Source organism: Variovorax sp. P4_B10, from assembly GCF_056402375.1.
Window position 1 is genome coordinate 43,867 of the sequence record NZ_JBFUHN010000036.1, and the last position, 20,406, is coordinate 64,272.

Below are 20,406 nucleotides of genomic sequence, written 5' to 3' on the forward strand. Positions count from 1 at the left end.
CTACGTCGCGGCCTGAAGCGCCGCGGCCATTTTTTGATGGATCAGGTTCACGGCCTTCAGGGGCCTGAGCATCACCTTGAACTCGGTGATCTTTCCCGACTCGTTCCACTTGATCATGTCGACGCCGTTGACGGTGATGCCGTCCAGCTCGAGTTCGAATTCGAGAACCGCATCGCGCTCGCCCTTGAGCTCCCGAACATAGTGGAAGGTCTCGTTGAAGAAGACCTGGAACGCCGCGCCCAGGTACCTGGCCGTGATGCTTCTTCCGAGCTGAGGCTTGTGCACCACCGGCGAGTAGAAGACGGCGTCTTCGTCCAGCAGGGTGTTGAGCCCGTTCACGTCTCGTTCCTTGACCAGCCGATGCCAGGTAGCGAGGGTGTCGATCGACATCATGATTCTCCTCAAGCGGTGGTGCGGGAGAGTCTAGCGGCACCCGGGCCGATGATCGGTCAGTACCTGATCTTGACCCCGGCCTTCACGCCGTTGTTGTTCTTCCCATCCGAAGAAACGCCGCCCGTGAGCGACAGGTTGCCACCCGTGCTGGCGCCCAGCGAGTACGTGGGCCGCGGCATGGTGGTGTCGGTGCCGATGTAGGTACCGCTGCCATCGGGCCGCTCCACGCCGAAGGTCGCCCCCTTGGTGTAGGCCGAGTTTTCGGTGGAGTTGACGTTGGGCGCCAGGTAGACGGTGCCCTTCTCGCCGCTCTCGACGGGCACCTTCACGGGTTCGGCGATGGCGGTTGCGCACCACGCGGCCGCGCTCATGCACACAAGGATCAGTTTGCTCATGCCCTCCATGCTGCGGGCAGGAGGGCGCCGCACGTGTAGGACGGGAGGAATCGAGCCGGACAGCGACGGTCATGTTCCGGCAACGGCGGGATCGAAGGGTATTCTTTCGACCTCGCGCCGGAGAAGGCCGATCCGGAAATTTTCCGGAATCCTGAATCCTTTTGCTTTTCTTGCGCCTCTTGGAGAGGAGTAACAACCAGCCGAAAGGACTCACGATGTTTTATCTGAAACGCAACCTGCCCCACTGGGAGCGCGCCGCACGCGTCGTTCTCGCGATGTTCCTGGCCGGAGCGGCCTCGGCTTTTCTCGTGGGTGCGGCCGCCTGGGCCGGATGGCTGATCGCCGCGACCTTGGCGTTGACGGCCCTCGTCGGCTTCTGCCCGGCGTGCGCAATGATCGGACGCCGGTCGATCGGCGGGTGGCCCCATGCAAGACGCCCGCCTTCAACTCGTCGAGGCTGCGCGCAGCGGCAGGCCCGGAGCCGTTCTCGAACTCATGCAGGTCTGCCAGCCGGACGTCCGGCGCTTCGCACGCCGCACCTGCTCGACCAGCGAAGATGCGGAAGACGCCGTGCAGGAAGCGCTCTGGCGGCTCTATCGCCACATCGGTGCGTTGCGCACGGCGGCAACCTTCGCCACCTGGCTGTTCCGCATCGTCGAGCGGGAGTGCTACCGCCTGTTTCGGGGCCGGGCCGGCACCGAGGCACTCGATGACGTGCCTGAAACCGCTTTGCCCGAAGCCCAGGCCACGCCCGTCGACTTGCGGATGGACCTCTCGCGCGCCGTCGAAAGCCTGTCGCCGCCCTACCGCGAGGTGCTCATCCTGCGCGACGTCCACGAGCTGACGGCACCCGAAGTCGCTCTTCAGCTCGGCATCAGCGTCGAAGCGGTCAAGAGCCGTCTGCACCGGGCGCGGGGGCTGGTTCGCACGCAACTGCTGTCCAGCGGCTATTGGCTCAAGGACGGCTTGCCCGAGCCGGGCCACCCGGAGCGCTGAGCGCGGACGCGAGCCATGACCCACCATCAATCCCCAACCGACATGACCCACTATCAATCCCCGGCCGACATGGCCTACGCGCGGCAGATGATTGCGCTGGCGCCCGTCGAGGCCAAGGCCTTCCTCGGCTTCGATCACGCGGCCAAGCGCAGCGATGGCGAGATTCCTCCGAAGGTCCGGGAATGGATCGCGCTGGCTGTCGCGCTGACGACGCAATGTGCCTACTGCCTCGACGTCCATGCAAGCGCCGCCAGGAAACTCGGTACCACCCGGGAAGAGTTGGCCGAGATAGCGCTCATTGCGGCCGCCGTGCGCGCAGGGGCCACCGTTGGCCACGGCCTGCTGGCGCTGCGTCTGTTCGACGAAACACCGTCGGCCTGACCCAAGGGCGCATGCGTCAGCTCACGCGGCCTTCGTCTCGGGAAGGACGGCCGTCAACGCGAAGTCGATGAGATGAAGCCAGGTCGCTTCGAGGCCCATGATGTTGTAGTGGTCGGAGCCGGGCACGGTCTGCACGCTGACGGGCGTGGGCCAGGCGGCGATGAGCCTCTGTGAGCGCTCCGGCAGCACGACATCGTCGCGCTCGGCCAGCAGGACCTGGGTTTTCGCGGCGACCTCGCTGCAGTGCTCCAGGGAGTTGAACTGGTGCCGCAGCAACAGGGAAAGCGGAACGAGCGGAAAGCGCCTCTTTGCGACCTCCAGCATCGAGTCGTAGGGCGTGACCAGCTGCAGGCTCGCGAAGTCCTGCCGCGCCACGAGCTGAATGGCCACGCCCGTCCCCAGGCTTCGACCGACGACGTGCAGGCGCGCGTGCGGGAAGGCCCGGCGCAAGTGCTTGGCGAGCTGGCTCGCATCCTCCACCGAGGCGATCTCGGAGGGGTGCCCCTGCGAGTCGGCCACGCCCCGGTAGTTGATGGCGGCGAATCCGAAGCCTTCCGGAAGCCAGTGCAGCGTCTGCGCAGTGGCACGGACGTCTTCGCTTCGGCCTGCGAAATAGATGAACAGGTCCTGCACCGCGTCCTCGCCCTGGGGGTGATAGACATACCCGCGGACCATCCCGCCGGGCACCGTGTGCGAGTACGTGGAAAAGTCCTCGGACAAATGAACGACGGGATGCTTTCGGGCATTGAACAGGATGTGTCCCTGGCGTGTTGCCAGGAGGGTCCAGTACGCCGCGAGGCCGCCGATGGCAGCGGCCGACGCCGAGAGTGCGATGCGGGAGACTTTGGATGACAAGGTGGGCTCCGGAGAGAAGGGTCAGGCTGTACAGCCCCTAGTTTCGCTTCGTTCCAGAAAGCGGGCGCTTCCGGAGCGGGTTTGCCGGCGGCTGCGGAGCCTTCTTGCTTCGCGCGCCGATGGCGCCAGACCCGGCGGCCTGCAGGATGCGAAGGAAGGTGGGGCATTCCATATGGCTCGGGGCCGGGCAGACGGCGGCGTGCCGCAGGCCGTCGCGCATGGCGCTCAGCTTGCGAATGGTCCTGTCGAGTTCGTCCGCCCTGGCCGCGAGCATCTGCCGGTCGATGCGCGGTTGCCCCTCCGGCGAAAACATGAGCCCGATCTCGTCGAGCGAGAAGCCGGCGGCGCGCCCCACCGCGATCAGCGCCAGCCGCTCCAGCACGCCGGGGGCGAACAGGCGGCGCAGCCCTCGCCGCCCGGTCGAGGCGATCAGCCCTTTTTCGTCATAGAACCGCAGCGTCGAGGCAGGAATGCCGGATCGCTGCGCCACCTCGGCGATGTCCAGATGAATCACCTCTTGACCTCAAGTCGACTTGAAGTCGCACAGTCTAGCTCCCGCCTCTCGAGGGCATGCAAGGAAAGGAAAACCATCATGGATGTCACGCCCCAGGCCGGCAACGAGCAGGCAGCGCTCTGGAACGGCCGCGCCGGACGCGCGTGGGTCGACGCACAGGAGGTGCTCGACCAGATGTTCAAGCCGTTCGAGGAGCAGCTCGCCGAGGCGGTCCGCGCCGGCTCCGGGCACCGGGTGCTCGACGTCGGCTGCGGTACGGGCAGCACGACGCTCGCCGTTGCGCGGCGGTGCGGCGCGGAGGGCCACTGCGTCGGCGTCGACATTTCGGATCCGATGATCGCCGCCGCCCGGGCACGCGCCAAACGGGAAGAAGGCGTGCCGGCCAGCTTCGTCCGCGCCGACGTGCAGGCCCACGCCTTCGAGCCCGCGAGCTTCGACTTCATCGTTTCGCGCTTCGGCGTCATGTTCTTCGACAACCCGGTCCTGGCCTTCGCGAACCTGCGGCGCGCCGCAAGAGACGGCGCCGCGCTCCGCGTCATCGCCTGGCGCGGCGCCGCGGAAAACCCGTTCATGACGACGGCCGAGCGCGCCGCGGCGCCGCTGCTGCCGGACATGCCCGCCCGCCAGCCGGGCGCGCCGGGACAGTTTGCCTTCGCAGACCGGCATCGGGTCTGCGCCATCCTGGAGGAGAGCGGCTGGGCCGACATCGACATCCAGCCGATCGACGTGGACTGCACGCTGCCCGAGAAGGAACTGCTCGGCTACCTCGGCCGGCTCGGCCCTGTCGGCCTGATTCTCCAGGAGGCGGACGCGCGCACGCGCATGCAGGTCATCGACACTGTCCGCGCCGCCTTCGATCCGTATGTGCACGGCCCCGAGGTCCGCTTCACCGCGGCCTGCTGGCTGATCGGCGCCCGGGCGCCGATACGGCATACTCCTTCCCCCCAAACTCTCGCCAGAAGCCCCCAGAATGGACAAGGAAGTCGACCCCCGCGTACTCGCCGTCATCGATGAGATGCGGCTGTCAGGACCACGCCTCACGCCGGTCGAAATCGTCGCCAAGATGGGTGTGTTCGACGCGCGGGACAAGCCATTCGAGCACGCCTGGCTCGCGACAGGCGACAACGTCATTGCCACCATCTGGGCCGAGTACGTGAGCGTCGGTGCCGGCGGACGCTGGTTCTGCCTCGAGTCGCTGGATACGCAGCACCGCGCAGGCGGCGGCGCGCGCAGCCCCCACCAGGTTCAGCGTGCCAAGGACCGCCTTGCATTGCTCAAGCGGACGGTCGACGCAGGCCAGGGCTTTCGGGCCGTTCTGCAGACCAACCGGGTCCTCATCGCCGAACTGGAGAGCAACAAGGGCGCGAAGGTGTCCACGCGGGTGCGCGACGAAAACGAATGGCACGTCGCAACCTGGGAGCCCGAACAGAAGCTCGCGGTCCTGGTCCGCGGCCCACGCGGCTGGGTTCCCGACGAAGCAGACATGCAGGCAGCCCGGGCGCGAGGCGGTGTTCCGGATGTGAGCGAGCCGGCCGCCGCGGTTGTGGCGGGCGCCTCGCGAGAAGAGGTCCAGGCCGCCGCGATGGGCTACGTGATGCGTCACTTCAAGGGCTACGGCTACAACGCCGAGGATGTGACCGGCCAGAACCTCGGCTACGACATCGAGGTGTCGAACGCCAAGGGCGCGGCGCTGCTCAAGGTCGCGGTGAAGGGCACCTCCGCAGGGCTGCCCAGCTTCCAGCTCACGAGCGAAGAACGGGCGGGCTCGACGCGCGAGCCGCTCTGGCGCCTCCTGGTGGTCGCGGACGCCCTCGGTCCCGTGGCGCAGCACAAGATCTACAAGCCTTCCGAGATGGAACAGGCGCCTGGCTTCGAGACGCTGGGGTAGCGAGCCTCTCGCTGGGCAGGAGGGGGCCCTCTTCCTCCTTGGGGTCAAGCCGTTTGGCTGCGAACCCTGCTGTCATGGCGAGTACGAATTCCGGCCAACACAAGCGAACGCCCGGTCGCGGCGGCGAAGGCCGGGCCGGCACCGGGAGCGTCAGCCGCGCCGGGCCGCTTCGATCGCAGCGATGTCGATCTTTTTCATCTCCATCATGGCCTCGAACGCGCGCTTGGCCACCGCCGGATCAGGATCGGTGACCGCGGCCGTCAGGGCGCGTGGCGTGATCTGCCATGACAGTCCCCACTTGTCCTTGCACCAGCCGCATTCGCTTTCCTGGCCGCCGTTTTCGACAATCGCGTTCCACAAGCGGTCCGTTTCGGCTTGGTTGTCGGTCGCAACCTGGAACGAGAAAGCCTCGTTGTGCGTGAACGCCGGGCCCCCGTTCAGGCCGAGACAAGGGATGCCCATCACCGTGAACTCGACCGTCAGGACATCGCCCTGCTTGCCCGAGGGATAGTCGCCAGGCGCGCGATGGACGGCTCCCACCGCGCTGTCGGGGAACGTCTCGGCGTAGAACTTCGCGGCGTCCAACGCGGTGCCGTCGTACCAGAGACAAATCGTGTTCTTGCTGATCATCTGGGTTCTCCTGAATTGGGAGGGATAAGCCTTGCGGCTTCGGCATGATGCACCCGGAATGCCCATGATTCCAACTGCCCTCGCGATCCAGGCAGTGCCGTCAGTCCGCGTGAATCGAAAGCAAAGGCCATCGCTCGCCGAACCGCTTCGATTGCACGCGCTGCCGATAGGTCGCGGCGCTCGCTCTGAGCGGGTTGTGTCGAACGCGCATTGCGAAAAGGTCGTCGAGCCCGATTCGTGACCTCCCAACGCAACGCCGGCATGGCCTTGCGGAGACGTCGTTCAAGGTCCGCATCCTGCTCTGCATCAGCAGCCGCGTCGTCGAAGTAGACGACATCGACGTCTTCCATCGCCGAAGGCTGTTCATGGCCATGGAGCGCGTCCCAGACCAGCGAACGCACGGCACCGGCGCCGATGCACCAAGAGTTCAATCCCAGCGAGCGGACCTCCCTCAACGCAGCCATCAAGCTGCTCGACGAGCGCACCATGGCAACCAGCCTTGTCTCGAGCTCAGGCGAAGGGTCGAAGTTCATACGCGATGGCGAAGGCAGAAGCTTTGGGCGACCGTCGGCTCTTGACCCGCGAGTGGCTACCTGTGCCAGACCACACTCAGGTCTCCATCGACAAACCCCAATCCCACCGCCTCCCCTCGCTTGAGCAGCGGGCCATGGAGCTGGGATTCAAGGCAGCGAAGAACAAGGCCTTTGACGCGGTCGAGGCAGTCTTCCCAAGCCTGGCCCGAAAAGCTCGCAGGTATCTCGAGCCGTCGGCAAGAAGGCTCCCAAACTTCGTCGCAGGCCCAGTCTGCATCCGCCAGGTCGAATGAGCCGGCACCGATGAGTTCGACGCCGAACTTCACCGCCGGCGTTTCTGGATACTCGAAGAGGTTGAACGCAAACGCCCTCACGGATGCCGGAATCGGCTCCGAGACGGACTCGCCCAACCAGGCGCGGAAGCTCTCTTCAAAATTCATATCGCATCCTTGTCCAGCCCTGCCGGGCTGTCGAGTTTCTGGTATTGACCGATAGCCGACGGTTCGTCATTCGATGCGCGCAAGCTCCGCCTCGATATCGCTTCGCAATCGAAGCGGATCAACGACAACGCTCTTGCCTTCGGGCGTGGGAAAAACAGCGACCTTCATACGATCTTGCGCAAGGCCGGGCAGCCACTTCTCGATCCACTCATGAACCTCGATCGGCGTCGGGATTGCATTCGCCCACAAGCCCACGGCCAGCATGCGCGCATAGGGCTCGTGGGGCCATACCGGAAACATGGGCGCCTCGGTCTCATCGGAAATCGAGACCCAGCCATCGGGACCTCGAAGGCCCCACACGGCTTCCCAATCGGCGACCTGTCCAACGAAGTGCGCGTACCGGGTGGGACCGTCGGTCTCGAGTACCGCAGCAATCTCTCTTTCATGAAGCGGCTTCATCGGGTGCTGCCGGATGTGGGGAGTTTGGGTTGGTCATCGACTTTGGCTCGTCGTCGCGAATGACTGGTTGAATCCGCCGCCGACTCGGGCCTAGAGTGACAGAAACGCGGCGACGACCAACGCAGCGGCACCGATGGCAGAGGCTGCGGCACCGACCCAATTTCCAAGGTAGACGAGCCTCCCCAGGCCCGCGCCCCCAGGGGATAGGCCCCGCTCGCCAGTCAGAGCGGCCAGCGGCGTCGAGATGCCAAAGCCATAGGCCGACACGATGAGTGCGATGGTGATGATCCAGGCCAGCACGGCCGGGACAGTCATGGAGGGCAGCAAGGCGGCGACAGCCAACATCAAAGTCGCGCCGATTGGCAAGCTCAGGTGAGCAACGCGCCAGGAGTTCACGATATTCGGCGGCGCGCCTCGCTTGATTGCCTTCGCGTACGGGGCGCCGAGCAGCAGGCCAAAGAGAAGAACGATCGATGCGTGGAGGACGAGGTGGCGTGCGGCGGAGTGCATGAGTTCCAAGAGACTTAGAAGGAAGGGTGTAGCCCTCGCAAATGCGAGGTCGTGGGATTGTGGCGCCGCCTGGTCCAGGCCCTTGTGACGATGCGCCACTTGCAGCGGTTTACGCCACGATCAGCTGTGGGCAGAAATTGCCACGTCGCGGATTCGGGTCAACAGGCGACGTCGAATCAAACCGCTGACTGGACGGATCAGCCACCAGTACGGCGTGAAGCGGCGCAGCGCGCTACCGTCGAGGCAGTGCACCCGGGTTTCGGTCGTCAGCCTCGTACGGCCATCCGGCAACACATCCGTGCTGAAGTTGAGCACCAACTTGGCCAGGCTCGACTCGGCATAGCTGATGAACTGCGTCTGCGGTTGCGACAGTTGGACAAGGCCATAGTCGCGTTGCCAGAAACGCCCGACCAGGCCGAACGCAAGTTCGCGGTCGGCGTCGCGTCCCAAGGGCATGAAGTCGTCGATGCCGAAAGCCGGGCGATGGCTCAAGCCGCTTCTGGCGCCAAGCGAGCCAAGCAGGCGATCAGGCAGCTCGCGAAGCCGAATGAAGCTCTTCGCCCACGGGTCTTCGGTCGCGCCGGGACGCAGCGCCGCATCCAGCAATTGCTCAGGCGAATTCGCTGCGACAACTGCATGACGCTCCTGGAACTGGAAGACGGGAAGGTATCGATCAATCAGCTGCATCTTGGATATGGCTCGTTCGTCCATTGCGATTGGAGCACGACCGCGAATGTCGGGTGCCGCCGAGCGCGGCCACGCTAGCCTTTCCCAGACGTGCGCCGCTGTGCAGCCCAGTGAGCGGAAGCAATGATGACGGGGAACACCAACTCGGAGATGAGGTAAGCAAGCCAGACACTTGCAGGCTCGGGCAACCCGACTTTGCTCATGGAAACAAGCCGTCCGACGGCGGCCATGAAGATGGCAAAGGCAATCAGATAGACAAGGGTTCCCTGTTTTCGGATGGTGAGCGCCGTCCAAAGGCTGATGACCCCCATCGACAGATAGATGCCGCCCATGAAACGGTGCAGGTTGTCCAATCTGGGCGTTGTCTCGGGCTGCCCCATGACCAGTTGAACTGTGCCGCCGAACAATGCGACTGCAGCAACAAGAAACAGACTGACTTGCACGATGCGCTGGGTTGCGAGCACGGTGTACCTCGATCGGACTGTTGCGACGCTGCGATTGTGCCCGTGCGGCCAGCGGCATACAGACGGGGGCGGGGCACATTGGGCGTGGTCGAGCAGACCTTGTTCAACGGGGTCGAGGCGCAGCGCCAAGGCAAGCTCGCCGGCGCTGAGAGCAAGGCGGTGAGCGCCGAGCAGATGGAGATCAGCCGGCTGCGCGCCGAGCTGGCGCGCGTGAAGATGGAGCGCGACATCCTGGAAAAAGCCACGGCGTACTTCGCGAAAGCGCAGCGGTGAAGTACGCCTTCGTCCAACGCCACCGACGCGTGTGGCCGATCTCTGTGCAATGCCGGGTGCTTCGAATCAGTTTGACGGGATATCACGAGCACTTCGTGCGCAAGGCCAGCAGCGCGCAGCGCCGTCATCTGAGCGACGATGGTCAATAAGCCACGCCCTTGCGCGCGGTGTCGGAGCCGACGTAAGCAGTGCGGTCTATAGTCCGCCGAGCCAGGGCTGCCTCCGCCGCCCGCACGCGGTCAGACTCAGCGTGATGCCGATGCCCGCCGCAATACGACGGAATGGAATGTCCGATAGGCTTCTTGCAAATGACATGAGGTTGTCTCCGGCTGATAAAGAAACGGCGCCCTCTCTAGCGGCTGCCGACCGTCATGCGTCGGGCGTGAAAAGGACTGTGCCGTGCGCGAGAACGCAGGTCCGATCGTCCGCCCCATTCACCCGACCCTGCATCTCGACAATGCAGCCGCCCCTCGGACGGGCCGCGATCGATGAAACGGTCCACTCGATGAGAACCGTCTCGCTCGCCAGCACGGGACGCAACAGGTCCACCGAGAAGTTGATTCCCAGCACGTCTCCCTTCTTGGCGAAGTGAGTGGCGGTCAGCCCCATCAACAGCGAAGTGGTGTGAGTACCGCTCGCTATCAATCCACCGAAACGCGTGCCTCTTGCGAATTCCGCATCGTGGTGCAGCGGGTTCTCGTCTCCCGCGGCCAGGGCGAATGCCTTGACTCGTTCTTCGTCGAAGGTATAGGTTCGCGAGAAACGGTAGCCGGGTCCGACCGGCGCACGGGCTGCGGGTTCGAACTCAACCATGGCTCGCCAGCACGGTGATGGCTTCCTGGCTTCCGGCCTGCTGGCGGAGGCGGAACTTCTGGATTTTTCCCGTGGCCGTTTTCGGCAAGGGAGTGAAGATCACCCGGCGCGGACACTTGAAGTGAGCCAGGCGCTCGCGGCAGAACGAAATGATCTCTTGCTCGGTGGGCGCAGCGACACCGGCCTTGAGTTCGATGAACACGCACGGCACCTCGCCCCACTTGCTGTCGGGCTGGGCCACCACAGCGGCATGCAGCACCGCCGGGTGTCCATGGACGACATCCTCGACCTCGACCGAGGAGATGTTCTCGCCGCCCGAGATGATCACGTCCTTCGACCGATCGGTGATCTGCGCATACCCGTTCGCATGCAGGACCGCGACGTCGCCGGTGCGGAACCAGCCGTTGGCGAGCGCCTTGCGCGTTGCGGCCTCGTTCTTGAAGTAGCCCATCATCACGGTGTTGCCGCGCAGCATGAGCTCCCCCGCGGATTTGCCGTCGGGCACGACGGGTTCGAGGGTGTCGGCGTCGCCGACCATGAGGCCTTCGAACATGGCGGCGCGCACGCCCTGGCGCACCCGCAGCGGGCCCTGCTCGGCGGGCGGCAGATCGTCCCAGCCGTCCTGCCACACGCAACTCACCGGCGTGCCGGAAACCTCCGTGATGCCGAAGACGTGCTCCACGTCGAAGCCCATCGCCAGCACCGCGTTCAACACGGCGAGCGGCGGCGGCGAGCCGGCGGTCAGCACGCGCACGGAACGCGGCAGCCGGGTGTCTTTCGCCGCGTCCGCGAGCATGGCCATCACGACGGGCGCCGCGCAGAGGTGATCGATCTGGTGGCGGCCGATGGCCTCCAGCACCGCCTCGGCGGACACCCGGCGCAGGCAGACATGGGTGCCCGCGGCCGCGGTCACGGCCCAGGTGAAGCACCATCCGTTCGCGTGGAACATGGGCAGGGTCCACAGATACTTCGGCGCCCGGGGCATCGCCCAGTTCGTGATCTGCAGCAGGCTCATGAGGTAGGTGCCGCGGTGGCTGGCGACCACGCCCTTGGGGTCTCCGGTCGTGCCGGAGGTGTAGTTCAGGGCAATGGGTTGCCACTCGTCGCTGGGCCAGCGGCCGGGGAAGTCCGCGTCTCCACTCACCAGCAGCGATTCGTAGTCGGTCTCGCCGATGCGCTCGCCCGGTGGTGCCAGGTGATCGTTGATGTCGATGACCGCAGGCGCACGGTCGAGCAGCTTCAAGGCAGCGGCCACCGTGGCGGCGAATTCGCGGTCGACCAGCAGCAATTTGCACTCGCCGTGGCGCAGGATGAACGCGATGCCTTCGGCATCGAGGCGATGGTTGATTGCGTTGAGCACCGCGCCGGCCAGCGGAATGCCGAAGTGGGCCTCCAGCATGGCCGGCGTGTTGGGCGCGAGCACCGACACCGTGTCACCCGGCTCGATGCCTCGCATCGCCAGCGCCGACGCCAGGCGATGGCAGCGCTCGCGCGTCTGCGCCCAGGTTCGCGTCAGGTCGCCGTGCACCACCGCCACGCGGTTCGGATGCGCCAGGGCGGCGCGGTCGAGAAAGCCCAGCGGCGTGAGCGGCACATGATTTGCCGCGCAGCGTTCGAGGCCCTGTGCATAGGATGGCGCGCTCATGCTTTGGTCTCCTTGGAGGTGTCGTGGAATGTCGTGAAGGCGGACACCGGCTCGCGCTCGGTGAGGAGCGAGTTCTCGACCGACGACGGGTCGGCGTAGCCCAGGCTCATGCCGCAGACCAGCATCTGGCCGGCGGGAATGTCCAGCAGGTCCACGATCTGGCGATGGAATTTCAGGAAGGCCGCCTGAGGGCAGGTGTGGAGATTGCGGCCGCGCGCGGCCACCATCACGCTCTGGAGGAACATGCCGTAGTCCAGCAGGCTGCCTTCCTGGAGTTCGCGGTCCACCGTGAAGAACAGGCCCACGGGCGCATCGAAGAAGCGGTAGTTACGCCCGTGCTGCAGGTGCATGCGCTGCTTGTCGCCCTTGGCGATGCCGAGCAATCCGTAGAGGTCCCAGCCGACCTTGCGGCGCCGCTCCAGGTACGGCGAAAACCACTCGCGCGGGTAGTAGTCGTAGGGCTCGAGCAGCTCGCCCGACCGGCCGGGATCGTCGTCGAGCGCGGCAATCGCAGCCGACAGGCGGGCCTTTGCAGGCCCGGTCAGCACATGCACATGCCAGGGCTGCATGTTCATGCCGGAGGCGCTGTAGCGCGCCGTCGAGAGGATCGCCTCGACCTCTTCCCGGGGCACCGGCCGGGGCAAGAACGCCCTGACGCTGCGTCGGGTGGCAATGGCCCAGTCGACCACTCCCCGCAGCGCGTGTGCCTCCAGCGGTGGCGCCATCATTCGATTCATTCCGGTTTCCTTGCTATTTCGAAGCCGGGCGAATCGCCCCGTCCACACGGCCCGCTTCGCCGGTGGCCGCACGCGCGGCCTTGGCCTGGGTGGAAGCCGCGCGCGATTGATTCACGAACGACACCGCCGCCGCGCCGATGACGCCGGCCAGCGCGATCGCCATGAAGTTCTGCTCGATGGGCAGACTCAGGGACACGAGCCAGCCGATCAGGATCGGCGCGGCGATGGCACCGACGCGGCCGACACCCGAGGCGAAGCCGACGCCCGTCGAACGCACGGCCGGTGGATAGAAATCGCCGGCGTAGGCGTAGGCCAGCAGTTGCGTTCCCAGCGTGGACGCGCCCACCACGAACACGGCAAGGGACAGCAGCTCGGTCGATTTCGTGTACGCGAGCGCGGCCAGGGAAGCCGCGCCGACCGCATAGAACGCGATCAGCACATGCTTGATGTTGAACTTGTCGCTCAGCAGTCCGCCGCCGATCGCGCCCGCGATCGCGCCGACGTTGAAGACGATCACGAAGTTCAAGGCCGAGCCCAGGCTGTATCCCGCCATGGCCATGAGCTTGGTCAGCCAGGAGTTCAGCGCGTAGACCATGAACAGCCCCGTCATGAAGGCCACCCAGATCATCACGGTGCTGAACGCGCGTCCGGCAGCGAACAGGGTTCGCACCGGCGCGTCGTTCGAGCGGTCGGTGGACGCTCCGACATAAACGGTGCCGGCTGCGTTCGGCTGGTTCGGCGCGAGCCGGGCCGCGATCTCCCCGAGCTGCCGCTGGTCACCCTTCCTGAGAAGGAAGGACAGCGATTCAGGCATCGTTTTCAGGATGAGCGGAATCAGCAGCACGGGCAACCCGGCCACATAGAACACCCATTGCCATCCGTGGCTCTCGATGAGCTGCTTGGCGGTGAGCGCGACCAGAATGCCGCCCACGGAGTAGCCCGCGAAAACCATCGTCACCAGGCGCGTGCGCAGCTTCGCCGGGGCGAACTCTCCCATCTGCGCGGTCACGATGGGCAACACCCCGCCGATGCCGAGGCCCGCGATGAAGCGGGCGACGCTGAAGCCGATGGGTTCGGTGGCCAGCCCGGTCAGCGCGGTGAAGACACTGAAGAGCGCCACGCACACCGCAATCATGCGCGGGCGGCCGATGCGGTCCGCCAACGTGCCCAGGAAGATCGCGCCCAGCATGGTCCCGAACAACGCCGACCCGGCCATGACACCTGCGCTGGTGGCGCCGACCCCCATGTCCTTCATGATCGACGGCAGCGCGGCCCCCACGACCGCCAGGTCATATCCGTCGATGACCAGAATCAGCACGCACCACAAGAGCACAAGCCGGTGAAAACCGTTGAAACGCGATTGCCCCGCAAGTGCGTGGATATCGACCTGCTTGTCGACCTGCTGCATGTTGTCTCCTGTCGTTTTATCTATCGCGAGATGCGATTGCGAAAGGAGGTTAGTTCTGCAAGCGGGCCACTTCCATGCCCGCGCGTCTCGATTTGAATGGGGCGTTCGGACATGCCGACGTCCCCGGCGAGCGCCGGAGGTTCGGCTTATTCCGGCGCGGGCGCGGGCGCGGACGAGCGATAGGCCCCCGGGCTGACGCCTGTCCATTTCTTGAATGCGCGATGGAAAGCGCTCGTTTCTTGGAAGCCGGTCCGGGCCGCGACTTCGGCCACCGTCAGCGAGGCGCTCGACAAGAGGTCGATGGCGATGTCCCGCCGCAGGTCGTCTTTTACCCGCTGGTAGCTCACACCCTCTTGCTGCAAGCGGCGCTGAAGCGTGGTGCCGGAGATGCAGAGTTCCTGTGCGAGTTTTTCCAGTTCCGGCCACGCATCGGGCACCTGGCTGCGCAATCTGTTGCGAACCTGCGCACTGGTGCTCGCGTCATTGCGGTACTTGACCAGCAAGTTGGCCGGCGCTGCCCTCAGAAAGTTGTCGACCGTTTCCGGCGACTCTGCAATCTTCAGTTCCAGCAGATCGCTTGCGAAGGTGATGTGCGTGGTCTCGCCGTTGAATTTCACGTTCTCGCAGAACCGCGTGCGGTAGTGGCTGTCATCGCCGGGAGGCGGGCATCGGAACTGCATCTCGCGCAGGGGAATGCGCCTGTGCACGAGCCAGCAAGCCAATCCGTGGACCAGGATGAACCAGGTGCCGTAGCCGAACAGCCGGCGCTGCACGCCGCCGTCATGCAGGATCACGCGCGCCTCATCGCCGGCGCAGACCAGCTCCCCGCGGAAGTCGTCCAATGTCGCGTGGAGGAACCTCAGGATCCGGCGAAGGGCATGCGCCAGGTTGTCGGCGTTGACCGCCGCGCGCGTCATGAGCGCATAGCTGCCCCGGCGAAGCCCGTGGCTGTCCAGGCCGAAGAACTCATCGTCCATCAGGTCGGCCAGCGCCACCCACATGCGCGAGTACGCAGCCGCCGAGATGCGCGCACGCGGCGCGCTCAATAGCTCGCGATCGATTTTTGCGCTTTCGAGGACGCTGCTGATGTCCATGTTCCTCAGCGCCGCGGCGTGGATCGCCTCGTGCACCAGTTCAATGGACACGGTTCCCTTCAAGCCTGCAGACTTCATACGAACTCGCTCAAGAATCGTTGATGGGGGCGAGCCCTTTATAAGCGTGTTTTACGCCGCGCAAGGCGGCTCGCACATCGGCACCTGCGCAGCGCAAGTGACCGGGTTTCCCCTAGGCGCGAAAGCGGGGAATTGGTCGCCTCTGGACAATTCGCAACTGGGCGCAAACCTAGAATGCACCGGCCTTCCAGGAACGCATTCGCGTGCCGCGCACCCGAGCTGGCGCAGGGGCCTGACCAACCACGAAGACCATGTTGACCCTGTACCACTGCGTCAGCGCCCGTTCCTTTCGGCCACTCTGGACGCTGGAGGAACTTAGGCTTCCCTATGAACTGAAGATGCTGCCATTCCCGCCACGCGTGTTGCAGCGTTCCTATCTTGACGTGAACCCCCTCGGCACGGTTCCCCTGTTGATCGACGGCGAGACCCGGATGACCGAGTCGGCGGCCATTTGCCAATATCTCTGTGCCCTGAGCGCGCCCACCACCCTGAACGTGGAAGCAGGTGAAAACGACTTCGGTGCTTACCTGAACTACCTGCACTTCGGCGAAGCTACGCTCACTTTTCCCCAAACGCTGGTCCTGCGCTACGCACGCTTCGAACCCGAAACCCGCCGGCAACCGCAGGTGGCGAATGACTATGCCAAGTGGTTCCTGGCTCGGCTGCGCACGCTGGAGCCACTCCTGACGGATCGCGAGTATTTGTGTGCCGGGCGTTTCACGGCGGCTGACATTTCCATCGGCTACGCGCTCCTGCTGGCGCAGCACCTCGGGCTCGCCAACGAATTCACTCCTTCCGTGCGCGCATATTGGGACAGGCTGAAGCAGCGCCCCGCCTATGCGGCAGCGCTTGAAGCCCAGCAGAGGGCGGCTCAGCAGCAGGGTGTGTCGCTCGTCGCCGCGCCCGATACGCTGCCGCTGGCAACGTCCCCACCCGCACAGCCGCCTGAACAAGACGCACGAAGGTTCGGTCTCTGAACGAGCACACCGAACGAGCGCATCGTGTCCTGGCTCGGCGCCAGCGAGTGTGGAAGTTCGGCTTCAAGTAAAGGGCTCGTGATCTTGCTGACCCTAAGGCGGGGCAGTCGGTATAGCCTGTGCGCTACCGCCAAAGAAAGTGTTGTGACGTGCCCCGCAAAGCGCGTACGTCGAGCGCCGCTTCGGCTGCAAACACCGGCGTCGGGGGCTCCTGCCTGGCCGACAACTGCAGTTGGACTACGCCCGAAGCGATTCGCGGTGGCCGCCGATCCACGAGGATATGTTCCGCCGCAAATTATCAAGAACAAGCATGGATAACTGCCTTCGGCGGCAAGCGCCGCTTGATACGGCTCTGGCGCCGCGCACCAGTAGCCCTACAGCGCAGCGCGCCGCGCCGCCAATGGATATGCGGTCGCCCTGGCATCGCCCGGCTGGAAGTCGATGAGATAGCCGTCAGTCACTGGCATTGGGTCGTACAAGGGAATCAGGCCACCCGACTTGTGAACATATCCGGCGGGCACCTTTGAAAAAGTAAAGAAGTGCCGGTTAACGCCGTAAAGTTCAGGTCCGAAGCAAGCCAAGTACATATGCTGCGTGTGCTTGTTGGCAAGGTCTCCCGAGCATTCGTTGGCCTGCAGTGTCGTGACCAGCAGGCCGTCCTTGGTGGACAGTCTCAGCGTGACCACGCCATCATCGATCGATAAGTCCGCAGCGGTTACATGGCGACGGTTTCTGCGGCTGTCTGTGATCTCGTAGTGCCCCACGAACATCGGTAAGACGGCGCTGGCCTCGCGATTGCGAATCGGCTGCCGCGCGTCCTTGCGAACGTCTGGGGCGGGCGGACGTTGCGCCGCGCAACCGGCCACCAAGGCGACGGTTGCTAGAGCGACACAGGCGAGGATGGATTTCATGGAGTTCGGATTGCTTATTTGTCGTCTCCAGCGCTCGGAAGAACTGGATTGGCGGATGACTGCCGTTTCAGGCGTTCTCTGCCAACTGTAGCAACTCGGTTCTAACCACCGCGCATCTGCATCCGCCGAAACCACGGAGGGGGACAAATCTCTGATCTTGACGGAATTCCGCCGTGGGTACGAACGCCCGGCTCTGGCCAAAGCCGGCCCATCGCAAAACGAAGCTCAAGACCGCTCTCGCCGCAGGACGATCATTTCCCCGTCCCGCAGACGAGCGGCGGCAAAAAAAGTTTGAATGGAGCCCGCACTCAGAGTGTCTCCCAGACCTGAACCAGTCCCAGCAGGTGAACAAGACCGTAGACAAGGCACACGACCGAGCTCCACACCCAGAAGGCACTGAGGCGGCGCCGGTCGAACACGAACAGCGCCACCGCGACGAGCCCGCGCAGCAGGTAGACGGCGGTGATCGCGGGCAGCACGAACGCCAGCAACGGCAGCGGCTGAAGCACGCCGGCACCGGACAGCGCATAAGCCGCCCAGATCGCCAGCATGCCGGCGATCAGCAGCGTGACGATCGGCGGATACCAGTGGCCGGCCGCCGCGCCCGCAGCCATGCGCTCGCCGGCACCGAAGAAGCGGTACCACGCGGGTCCACCGAAGATGATGCAGATGTGCAGCAGCGCGGCGACGGCGCTGAGGGCGGCGCCAAGGATCAGGGGAATGTTGCAGGGCACGACAAGGGCTTTCAGAAACGATCGCGCGCACGCACGGTGTCGCGCGTCGGGCCGAAGGCGCCGAAGCGCACGGGCAGGCCGCTGAGGGCTTCGGCGCGTTGCACCCAGGCTTGCGCGGTGCAAACGGGATGCGGCTCATAGAGGGGCTGCGCGCCTTGCAGCAATCGGGTCAATGCACGCTGATGGTCGAGGTCTGGCGCATCGCTGAACGACAGTGACGACAGGCTGGCACCGTCGGCGGTGCGGTAGCCCGTGCACCAGCGCAGGCCTGCGCCCTCGACGGCATCGAGGTGGCTCGCCACCAGCCCGTCGAGCGGCCCGGCCGCGGCGAGCGCATAGCGCAGCAGCACCGCGTCCGGGTGGCCGCGGCGGAACACGCCCTGCCAGCCTTCGTCGGCGTTGTGCGGCTCGGCCAGCCGCGCGGCAAGTGCACGGTCGTGCGTGGGCAGCGGACCCGGGCCGTGGCGCGTGAGGTAGCTGCGCAGCACGCCAAGGTGCCGCACAGGTGCGCCGATGCCCACGTCGTGCAGCACGGCTTCGACAGCGGCCGTGGAGATGGTGCTCCACGTGGTGTGCGGATGAAAGCCGCGCCACTCGTCGAGCAGCACGCCTTGCGCGCCTTCGAAGAGTACGGTGCCGGGGCGCGCGAGGCGTTGGCCGACGGCGTCGGCGCTTGCGGGCGGCGACAGGTGCAGACATGGCGTCGCAGCGTCGAGCCAGCGCTGGGCGAGCGAGGCGTCGTCGAGCAAGGCCAGCTCTCGTGCGGCTTCGGCATGGGATGGCACGGCGTCTGCGAACTCGCGCCGCAGCGCCCTGCGCGAAGCCTCCAGCTTGGCAAGCGCGCGTGCGGAATGCAGCAGGTCACCGTAGTGCAAGGTATCGCCGGGCGCAGCCAGCGCCTGCCGCACCGTCTCGCCGACGCCCACGCCGCAGCTGCCATGCGCCGCTGCGCCCCTCGCCCATTCGCGCAGCCGGCCGGCAGCCTGGTGGAATGGCGTGGTCACGCGGCAGCGCGCATCGATCAGCAAGCGCGCAAAGGCGTCGGTCACGCCCACCCGGCGCAGCGCTTCTTCTTCGACGCGCAGCGCCGTCGGGTGCACCACCACCGGGCTCGCCAGCACGGTCGCCACGCCCGGGTGGAACGTGCCCGCGCCGAATTGCGAAAAGGTGTGGTGGCGGCCATCGGCCAGCACCACGTTGTGGCCGGCCTGAGCGCCGCCGTTGAAGCGCACCACCGTGTGGGCCTGCCATGCGCCGCACAGGTGGTCGGTGAAGAGACCCTTGCCGCAGTCCCCGAAGCCGAGGCCCAGCAGCGAAACGTAGCGTGTGGCCGTGGATGCGGTCGTCACACGGCCATCAGCCGAAGAGTCGCTTCCACCAAGAAGACCGCGGTGCCGTGCTGGCCGGCGGCGCGCGGCGCGGCGCGTTGGGATCGAGCAGCGCGGCATACGCGTCGAGGGCATGCAGCACGCCGCCGACACGCTCCTTGGCCATGCCGGTCGCGCCCATCACCCTGGCGAGGCCGTCGAGGTCGGGCACGGCCTTCTCGGTCAGCGCAACGATGCCGGCGGCCACGGCGCAGGCGTCGTCGGGCGAGTCCATGCAGATGACGTGGTCGCCGAGCAGCTCGCGCCAGCGCGGCTCGCAGCGGCGGCGGCGCTGGGCATCGGGAATCAGGAAGAACAGGTGGGTGGTCTCGGCCGCTGCGGCAATGACTTCCTCGATGGGAATGTCCTCGTCGAGCTTCTCGCCGATCAGGCCTTCGACCTGGTGGCGCGAGACGGCCGGGTACGGCAGCTCGTCGCCGGTCACGAACAGGTAGCCGCGCTTCTTGCGCTTCACCCAGCAGTCCATGTCGGTGTGCTGCGCCATGACGTAGAAGGCCAGCTCGTAGCTCTCTTCGCCGCTGCCGCCGCCGCCGCCTTCGAGATAGCTCCAGGTGAGCCACTGGTCCATGAGGTTGGCGGTCGACTCGAACTGGCCGACCTGCAGCGGCGCGTGGTCGGAGGTGGCGTCGCCGATCGCCATGAACATGAGCTGCGGATCGGCCACGCCGCAGTCGGTCAGGAGCTTCATGAAGGTGGGCAGCTCGCGGCGCGCGAGGGTCTGCGGAATGTCGCCCATCGAGCCGGTGACGTCGAGCGCGAACACGATGCCCAGCGAGTTGGGGTGGTCGGCGTTGTCGCGCGACTCGCGCACCTTGAGCCCGTGCGGGTTCATCAGCGCGTGCGTGGCGCGTTGCGTGAACACCTCGGCGCCGGGCTTGGCGGCGCGGTCGGCAATCAGCGCCGTGTGGGCGGCATGCGAGTAGTTTCCGTAACCCATGGGGTGCTCCTTGGAATGTCTGTCAGGCGCCGCTGCGCGGCGCGGGATCGAAGTGGACGAACTGGGGGGCGCCGAAGGATTCGCGCGACGCGGTCGACAGCGCCTGCTCGATGCCCTGTGCGCCGAGGCGTTGGCAGAAGGCGGTGTCTTCGCTGCACTGGCGCAGCAGCGCAGCCAGCGGCGCGGGCGTGTGCGCACCGAGCCCCGGCTCGCCGCCGGCCGCGCCGCCGTGCAGCAGGGCGCGCACGGTCCACGCGGCTTGCGCC

The 20,406-nt window shown here is 65.7% G+C and carries 25 protein-coding genes and 3 pseudogenes; 7 read left to right on the forward strand and 21 right to left on the reverse strand.

The window, feature by feature from the left end; translation table 11 throughout:
- Positions 1–390 carry a nuclear transport factor 2 family protein gene (locus AC1DXX_RS17970; protein ID WP_478135559.1) on the reverse strand — a complete coding sequence of 130 codons (390 nt, stop codon included), beginning with the start codon at positions 388–390 and terminating at the stop codon, positions 1–3.
- 59 nt (positions 391–449) lie between these two features.
- Complete coding sequence (locus tag AC1DXX_RS17975; protein WP_478135560.1) at positions 450–788, reverse strand: hypothetical protein; 339 nt, start codon at positions 786–788, stop codon at positions 450–452.
- Positions 789–1,003: 215 nt separating this feature from the next.
- On the opposite strand from AC1DXX_RS17975, the pseudogene AC1DXX_RS17980 reads away from it, so the two are divergent.
- The 3 genes and pseudogenes from AC1DXX_RS17980 to AC1DXX_RS17990 all read left to right on the forward strand — a co-directional run.
- A pseudogene (locus AC1DXX_RS17980) lies at positions 1,004–1,183 on the forward strand (YgaP family membrane protein); the annotation flags it as partial.
- Positions 1,184–1,214: 31 nt separating this feature from the next.
- Complete coding sequence (locus AC1DXX_RS17985; RefSeq protein ID WP_478135561.1) at positions 1,215–1,784, forward strand: RNA polymerase sigma factor; 570 nt, start codon at positions 1,215–1,217, stop codon at positions 1,782–1,784.
- A gap of 42 nt (positions 1,785–1,826) precedes the next feature.
- Positions 1,827–2,165 carry a carboxymuconolactone decarboxylase family protein gene (locus tag AC1DXX_RS17990; protein ID WP_478135562.1) on the forward strand — a complete coding sequence of 113 codons (339 nt, stop codon included), beginning with the start codon at positions 1,827–1,829 and terminating at the stop codon, positions 2,163–2,165.
- 21 nt (positions 2,166–2,186) lie between these two features.
- On the opposite strand, the gene AC1DXX_RS17995 is transcribed toward AC1DXX_RS17990, so the two are convergent.
- Both AC1DXX_RS17995 and AC1DXX_RS18000 read right to left on the reverse strand, forming a co-directional pair.
- Entirely contained in the window at positions 2,187–3,020 is an 834-nt protein-coding gene (locus tag AC1DXX_RS17995; RefSeq protein WP_478135563.1) for an alpha/beta hydrolase, read from the reverse strand.
- 37 nt (positions 3,021–3,057) lie between these two features.
- Positions 3,058–3,534 (reverse strand): helix-turn-helix domain-containing protein, encoded by a 477-nt coding sequence (locus tag AC1DXX_RS18000; protein WP_478135564.1) that lies wholly within the window; start codon positions 3,532–3,534, stop codon positions 3,058–3,060.
- Between the two features lie 78 nt (positions 3,535–3,612).
- Here AC1DXX_RS18000 and AC1DXX_RS18005 point away from each other — a divergent pair, with 78 nt between their 5' ends.
- Both AC1DXX_RS18005 and AC1DXX_RS18010 read left to right on the forward strand, forming a co-directional pair.
- Positions 3,613–4,548, forward strand: coding sequence for a class I SAM-dependent methyltransferase (locus tag AC1DXX_RS18005; RefSeq protein ID WP_478135565.1), 936 nt, complete (start codon positions 3,613–3,615; stop codon positions 4,546–4,548).
- Positions 4,505–5,422, forward strand: a complete 918-nt coding sequence (locus tag AC1DXX_RS18010) for a protein NO VEIN domain-containing protein (protein ID WP_478135566.1) — start codon at positions 4,505–4,507, stop codon at positions 5,420–5,422. Before AC1DXX_RS18005 ends, AC1DXX_RS18010 begins: the two co-directional genes overlap by 44 nt.
- Positions 5,423–5,572: 150 nt before the next feature.
- Here AC1DXX_RS18010 and AC1DXX_RS18015 read toward each other — a convergent pair whose 3' ends face one another.
- From AC1DXX_RS18015 to AC1DXX_RS18045, 7 genes are all read right to left on the reverse strand, one after another.
- Entirely contained in the window at positions 5,573–6,052 is a 480-nt protein-coding gene (locus tag AC1DXX_RS18015; protein ID WP_478135567.1) for a VOC family protein, read from the reverse strand.
- Entirely contained in the window at positions 6,049–6,585 is a 537-nt protein-coding gene (locus tag AC1DXX_RS18020) for a nucleotidyltransferase family protein (protein WP_478135568.1), read from the reverse strand. The genes AC1DXX_RS18015 and AC1DXX_RS18020 overlap by 4 nt, the downstream gene beginning before the upstream one ends.
- A 56-nt stretch (positions 6,586–6,641) precedes the next feature.
- Positions 6,642–7,025: a hypothetical protein gene (locus AC1DXX_RS18025; RefSeq protein ID WP_478135569.1), complete on the reverse strand. Its 384-nt coding sequence runs from the start codon at positions 7,023–7,025 to the stop codon at positions 6,642–6,644.
- Between the two features lie 66 nt (positions 7,026–7,091).
- Complete coding sequence (locus AC1DXX_RS18030; RefSeq protein WP_478135570.1) at positions 7,092–7,484, reverse strand: DUF2750 domain-containing protein; 393 nt, start codon at positions 7,482–7,484, stop codon at positions 7,092–7,094.
- A 90-nt stretch (positions 7,485–7,574) separates the two neighbouring features.
- Positions 7,575–7,994, reverse strand: coding sequence for a styrene oxide isomerase (locus AC1DXX_RS18035; RefSeq protein WP_478135586.1), 420 nt, complete (start codon positions 7,992–7,994; stop codon positions 7,575–7,577).
- Between the two features lie 120 nt (positions 7,995–8,114).
- The gene (locus tag AC1DXX_RS18040) at positions 8,115–8,705 is read right to left on the reverse strand and encodes a hypothetical protein (protein ID WP_478135571.1); all 591 of its coding nucleotides are present in this window, start codon (positions 8,703–8,705) and stop codon (positions 8,115–8,117) included.
- Between the two features lie 50 nt (positions 8,706–8,755).
- Positions 8,756–9,145: a DUF4345 domain-containing protein gene (locus tag AC1DXX_RS18045; RefSeq protein ID WP_478135572.1), complete on the reverse strand. Its 390-nt coding sequence runs from the start codon at positions 9,143–9,145 to the stop codon at positions 8,756–8,758.
- A gap of 75 nt (positions 9,146–9,220) precedes the next feature.
- Between AC1DXX_RS18045 and AC1DXX_RS18050 the strand changes: the two are divergent.
- A pseudogene (locus AC1DXX_RS18050) lies at positions 9,221–9,555 on the forward strand (IS3-like element ISPsy28 family transposase); the annotation flags it as partial.
- A gap of 232 nt (positions 9,556–9,787) precedes the next feature.
- Here the strand turns inward: AC1DXX_RS18050 and AC1DXX_RS18055 are convergent.
- The 5 genes from AC1DXX_RS18055 to AC1DXX_RS18075 all read right to left on the reverse strand — a co-directional run bounded on the left by AC1DXX_RS18055 (position 9,788) and on the right by AC1DXX_RS18075 (position 15,193).
- Positions 9,788–10,231 (reverse strand): MaoC family dehydratase, encoded by a 444-nt coding sequence (locus AC1DXX_RS18055; protein ID WP_478135573.1) that lies wholly within the window; start codon positions 10,229–10,231, stop codon positions 9,788–9,790.
- Positions 10,224–11,876: an AMP-binding protein gene (locus AC1DXX_RS18060; RefSeq protein ID WP_478135574.1), complete on the reverse strand. Its 1,653-nt coding sequence runs from the start codon at positions 11,874–11,876 to the stop codon at positions 10,224–10,226. The genes AC1DXX_RS18055 and AC1DXX_RS18060 overlap by 8 nt, the downstream gene beginning before the upstream one ends.
- Positions 11,873–12,613, reverse strand: a complete 741-nt coding sequence (locus AC1DXX_RS18065) for a nitroreductase (RefSeq protein WP_478135575.1) — start codon at positions 12,611–12,613, stop codon at positions 11,873–11,875. Before AC1DXX_RS18065 ends, AC1DXX_RS18060 begins: the two co-directional genes overlap by 4 nt.
- Before the next feature lie 13 nt (positions 12,614–12,626).
- Positions 12,627–14,021 (reverse strand): MFS transporter, encoded by a 1,395-nt coding sequence (locus tag AC1DXX_RS18070; protein ID WP_478135576.1) that lies wholly within the window; start codon positions 14,019–14,021, stop codon positions 12,627–12,629.
- Between the two features lie 146 nt (positions 14,022–14,167).
- Positions 14,168–15,193, reverse strand: a complete 1,026-nt coding sequence (locus tag AC1DXX_RS18075) for an AraC family transcriptional regulator (RefSeq protein ID WP_478135577.1) — start codon at positions 15,191–15,193, stop codon at positions 14,168–14,170.
- A 251-nt stretch (positions 15,194–15,444) separates the two neighbouring features.
- Here AC1DXX_RS18075 and AC1DXX_RS18080 point away from each other — a divergent pair, with 251 nt between their 5' ends.
- Positions 15,445–16,170, forward strand: a complete 726-nt coding sequence (locus AC1DXX_RS18080) for a glutathione S-transferase family protein (protein WP_478135578.1) — start codon at positions 15,445–15,447, stop codon at positions 16,168–16,170.
- 374 nt (positions 16,171–16,544) lie between these two features.
- On the opposite strand, the gene AC1DXX_RS18085 is transcribed toward AC1DXX_RS18080, so the two are convergent.
- From AC1DXX_RS18085 to AC1DXX_RS18105, 5 genes and pseudogenes are all read right to left on the reverse strand, one after another.
- Positions 16,545–17,081 carry a hypothetical protein gene (locus tag AC1DXX_RS18085; RefSeq protein WP_478135579.1) on the reverse strand — a complete coding sequence of 179 codons (537 nt, stop codon included), beginning with the start codon at positions 17,079–17,081 and terminating at the stop codon, positions 16,545–16,547.
- A gap of 308 nt (positions 17,082–17,389) precedes the next feature.
- Positions 17,390–17,815 carry a hypothetical protein gene (locus tag AC1DXX_RS18090; protein WP_478135580.1) on the reverse strand — a complete coding sequence of 142 codons (426 nt, stop codon included), beginning with the start codon at positions 17,813–17,815 and terminating at the stop codon, positions 17,390–17,392.
- An 11-nt stretch (positions 17,816–17,826) separates the two neighbouring features.
- Positions 17,827–19,164: an adenylosuccinate synthetase gene (locus AC1DXX_RS18095; protein ID WP_478135581.1), complete on the reverse strand. Its 1,338-nt coding sequence runs from the start codon at positions 19,162–19,164 to the stop codon at positions 17,827–17,829.
- 7 nt (positions 19,165–19,171) lie between these two features.
- On the reverse strand, positions 19,172–20,140 hold the full coding sequence (locus AC1DXX_RS18100; RefSeq protein WP_478135582.1) for a VWA domain-containing protein: 969 nt from the start codon (positions 20,138–20,140) through the stop codon (positions 19,172–19,174).
- A 22-nt stretch (positions 20,141–20,162) separates the two neighbouring features.
- Positions 20,163–20,406: pseudogene (locus AC1DXX_RS18105) on the reverse strand (protein kinase family protein); the annotation flags it as partial.

Bases quoted from the DNA above. Each gene is read 5' to 3' on its own strand.
- AC1DXX_RS18035 (WP_478135586.1), bottom strand. From the start codon at position 7,994: ATGCACTCCGCCGCACGCCACCTCGTCCTCCACGCATCGATCGTTCTT.
- AC1DXX_RS18010 (WP_478135566.1), top strand. From the start codon at position 4,505: ATGGACAAGGAAGTCGACCCCCGCGTACTCGCCGTCATCGATGAGATG.
- AC1DXX_RS18005 (WP_478135565.1), top strand. From the start codon at position 3,613: ATGGATGTCACGCCCCAGGCCGGCAACGAGCAGGCAGCGCTCTGGAAC.
- AC1DXX_RS18030 (WP_478135570.1), bottom strand. From the start codon at position 7,484: ATGAAGCCGCTTCATGAAAGAGAGATTGCTGCGGTACTCGAGACCGAC.
- AC1DXX_RS17990 (WP_478135562.1), top strand. From the start codon at position 1,827: ATGACCCACTATCAATCCCCGGCCGACATGGCCTACGCGCGGCAGATG.
- AC1DXX_RS18025 (WP_478135569.1), bottom strand. From the start codon at position 7,025: ATGAATTTTGAAGAGAGCTTCCGCGCCTGGTTGGGCGAGTCCGTCTCG.
- AC1DXX_RS18040 (WP_478135571.1), bottom strand. From the start codon at position 8,705: ATGGACGAACGAGCCATATCCAAGATGCAGCTGATTGATCGATACCTT.
- AC1DXX_RS18075 (WP_478135577.1), bottom strand. From the start codon at position 15,193: ATGAAGTCTGCAGGCTTGAAGGGAACCGTGTCCATTGAACTGGTGCAC.
- AC1DXX_RS18020 (WP_478135568.1), bottom strand. From the start codon at position 6,585: ATGAACTTCGACCCTTCGCCTGAGCTCGAGACAAGGCTGGTTGCCATG.
- AC1DXX_RS17985 (WP_478135561.1), top strand. From the start codon at position 1,215: ATGCAAGACGCCCGCCTTCAACTCGTCGAGGCTGCGCGCAGCGGCAGG.
- AC1DXX_RS18055 (WP_478135573.1), bottom strand. From the start codon at position 10,231: ATGGTTGAGTTCGAACCCGCAGCCCGTGCGCCGGTCGGACCCGGCTAC.
- AC1DXX_RS18085 (WP_478135579.1), bottom strand. From the start codon at position 17,081: ATGAAATCCATCCTCGCCTGTGTCGCTCTAGCAACCGTCGCCTTGGTG.
- AC1DXX_RS17970 (WP_478135559.1), bottom strand. From the start codon at position 390: ATGTCGATCGACACCCTCGCTACCTGGCATCGGCTGGTCAAGGAACGA.
- AC1DXX_RS18070 (WP_478135576.1), bottom strand. From the start codon at position 14,021: ATGCAGCAGGTCGACAAGCAGGTCGATATCCACGCACTTGCGGGGCAA.
- AC1DXX_RS18015 (WP_478135567.1), bottom strand. From the start codon at position 6,052: ATGATCAGCAAGAACACGATTTGTCTCTGGTACGACGGCACCGCGTTG.
- AC1DXX_RS17975 (WP_478135560.1), bottom strand. From the start codon at position 788: ATGAGCAAACTGATCCTTGTGTGCATGAGCGCGGCCGCGTGGTGCGCA.
- AC1DXX_RS18080 (WP_478135578.1), top strand. From the start codon at position 15,445: ATGTTGACCCTGTACCACTGCGTCAGCGCCCGTTCCTTTCGGCCACTC.
- AC1DXX_RS18065 (WP_478135575.1), bottom strand. From the start codon at position 12,613: ATGAATCGAATGATGGCGCCACCGCTGGAGGCACACGCGCTGCGGGGA.
- AC1DXX_RS18060 (WP_478135574.1), bottom strand. From the start codon at position 11,876: ATGAGCGCGCCATCCTATGCACAGGGCCTCGAACGCTGCGCGGCAAAT.
- AC1DXX_RS18100 (WP_478135582.1), bottom strand. From the start codon at position 20,140: ATGGGTTACGGAAACTACTCGCATGCCGCCCACACGGCGCTGATTGCC.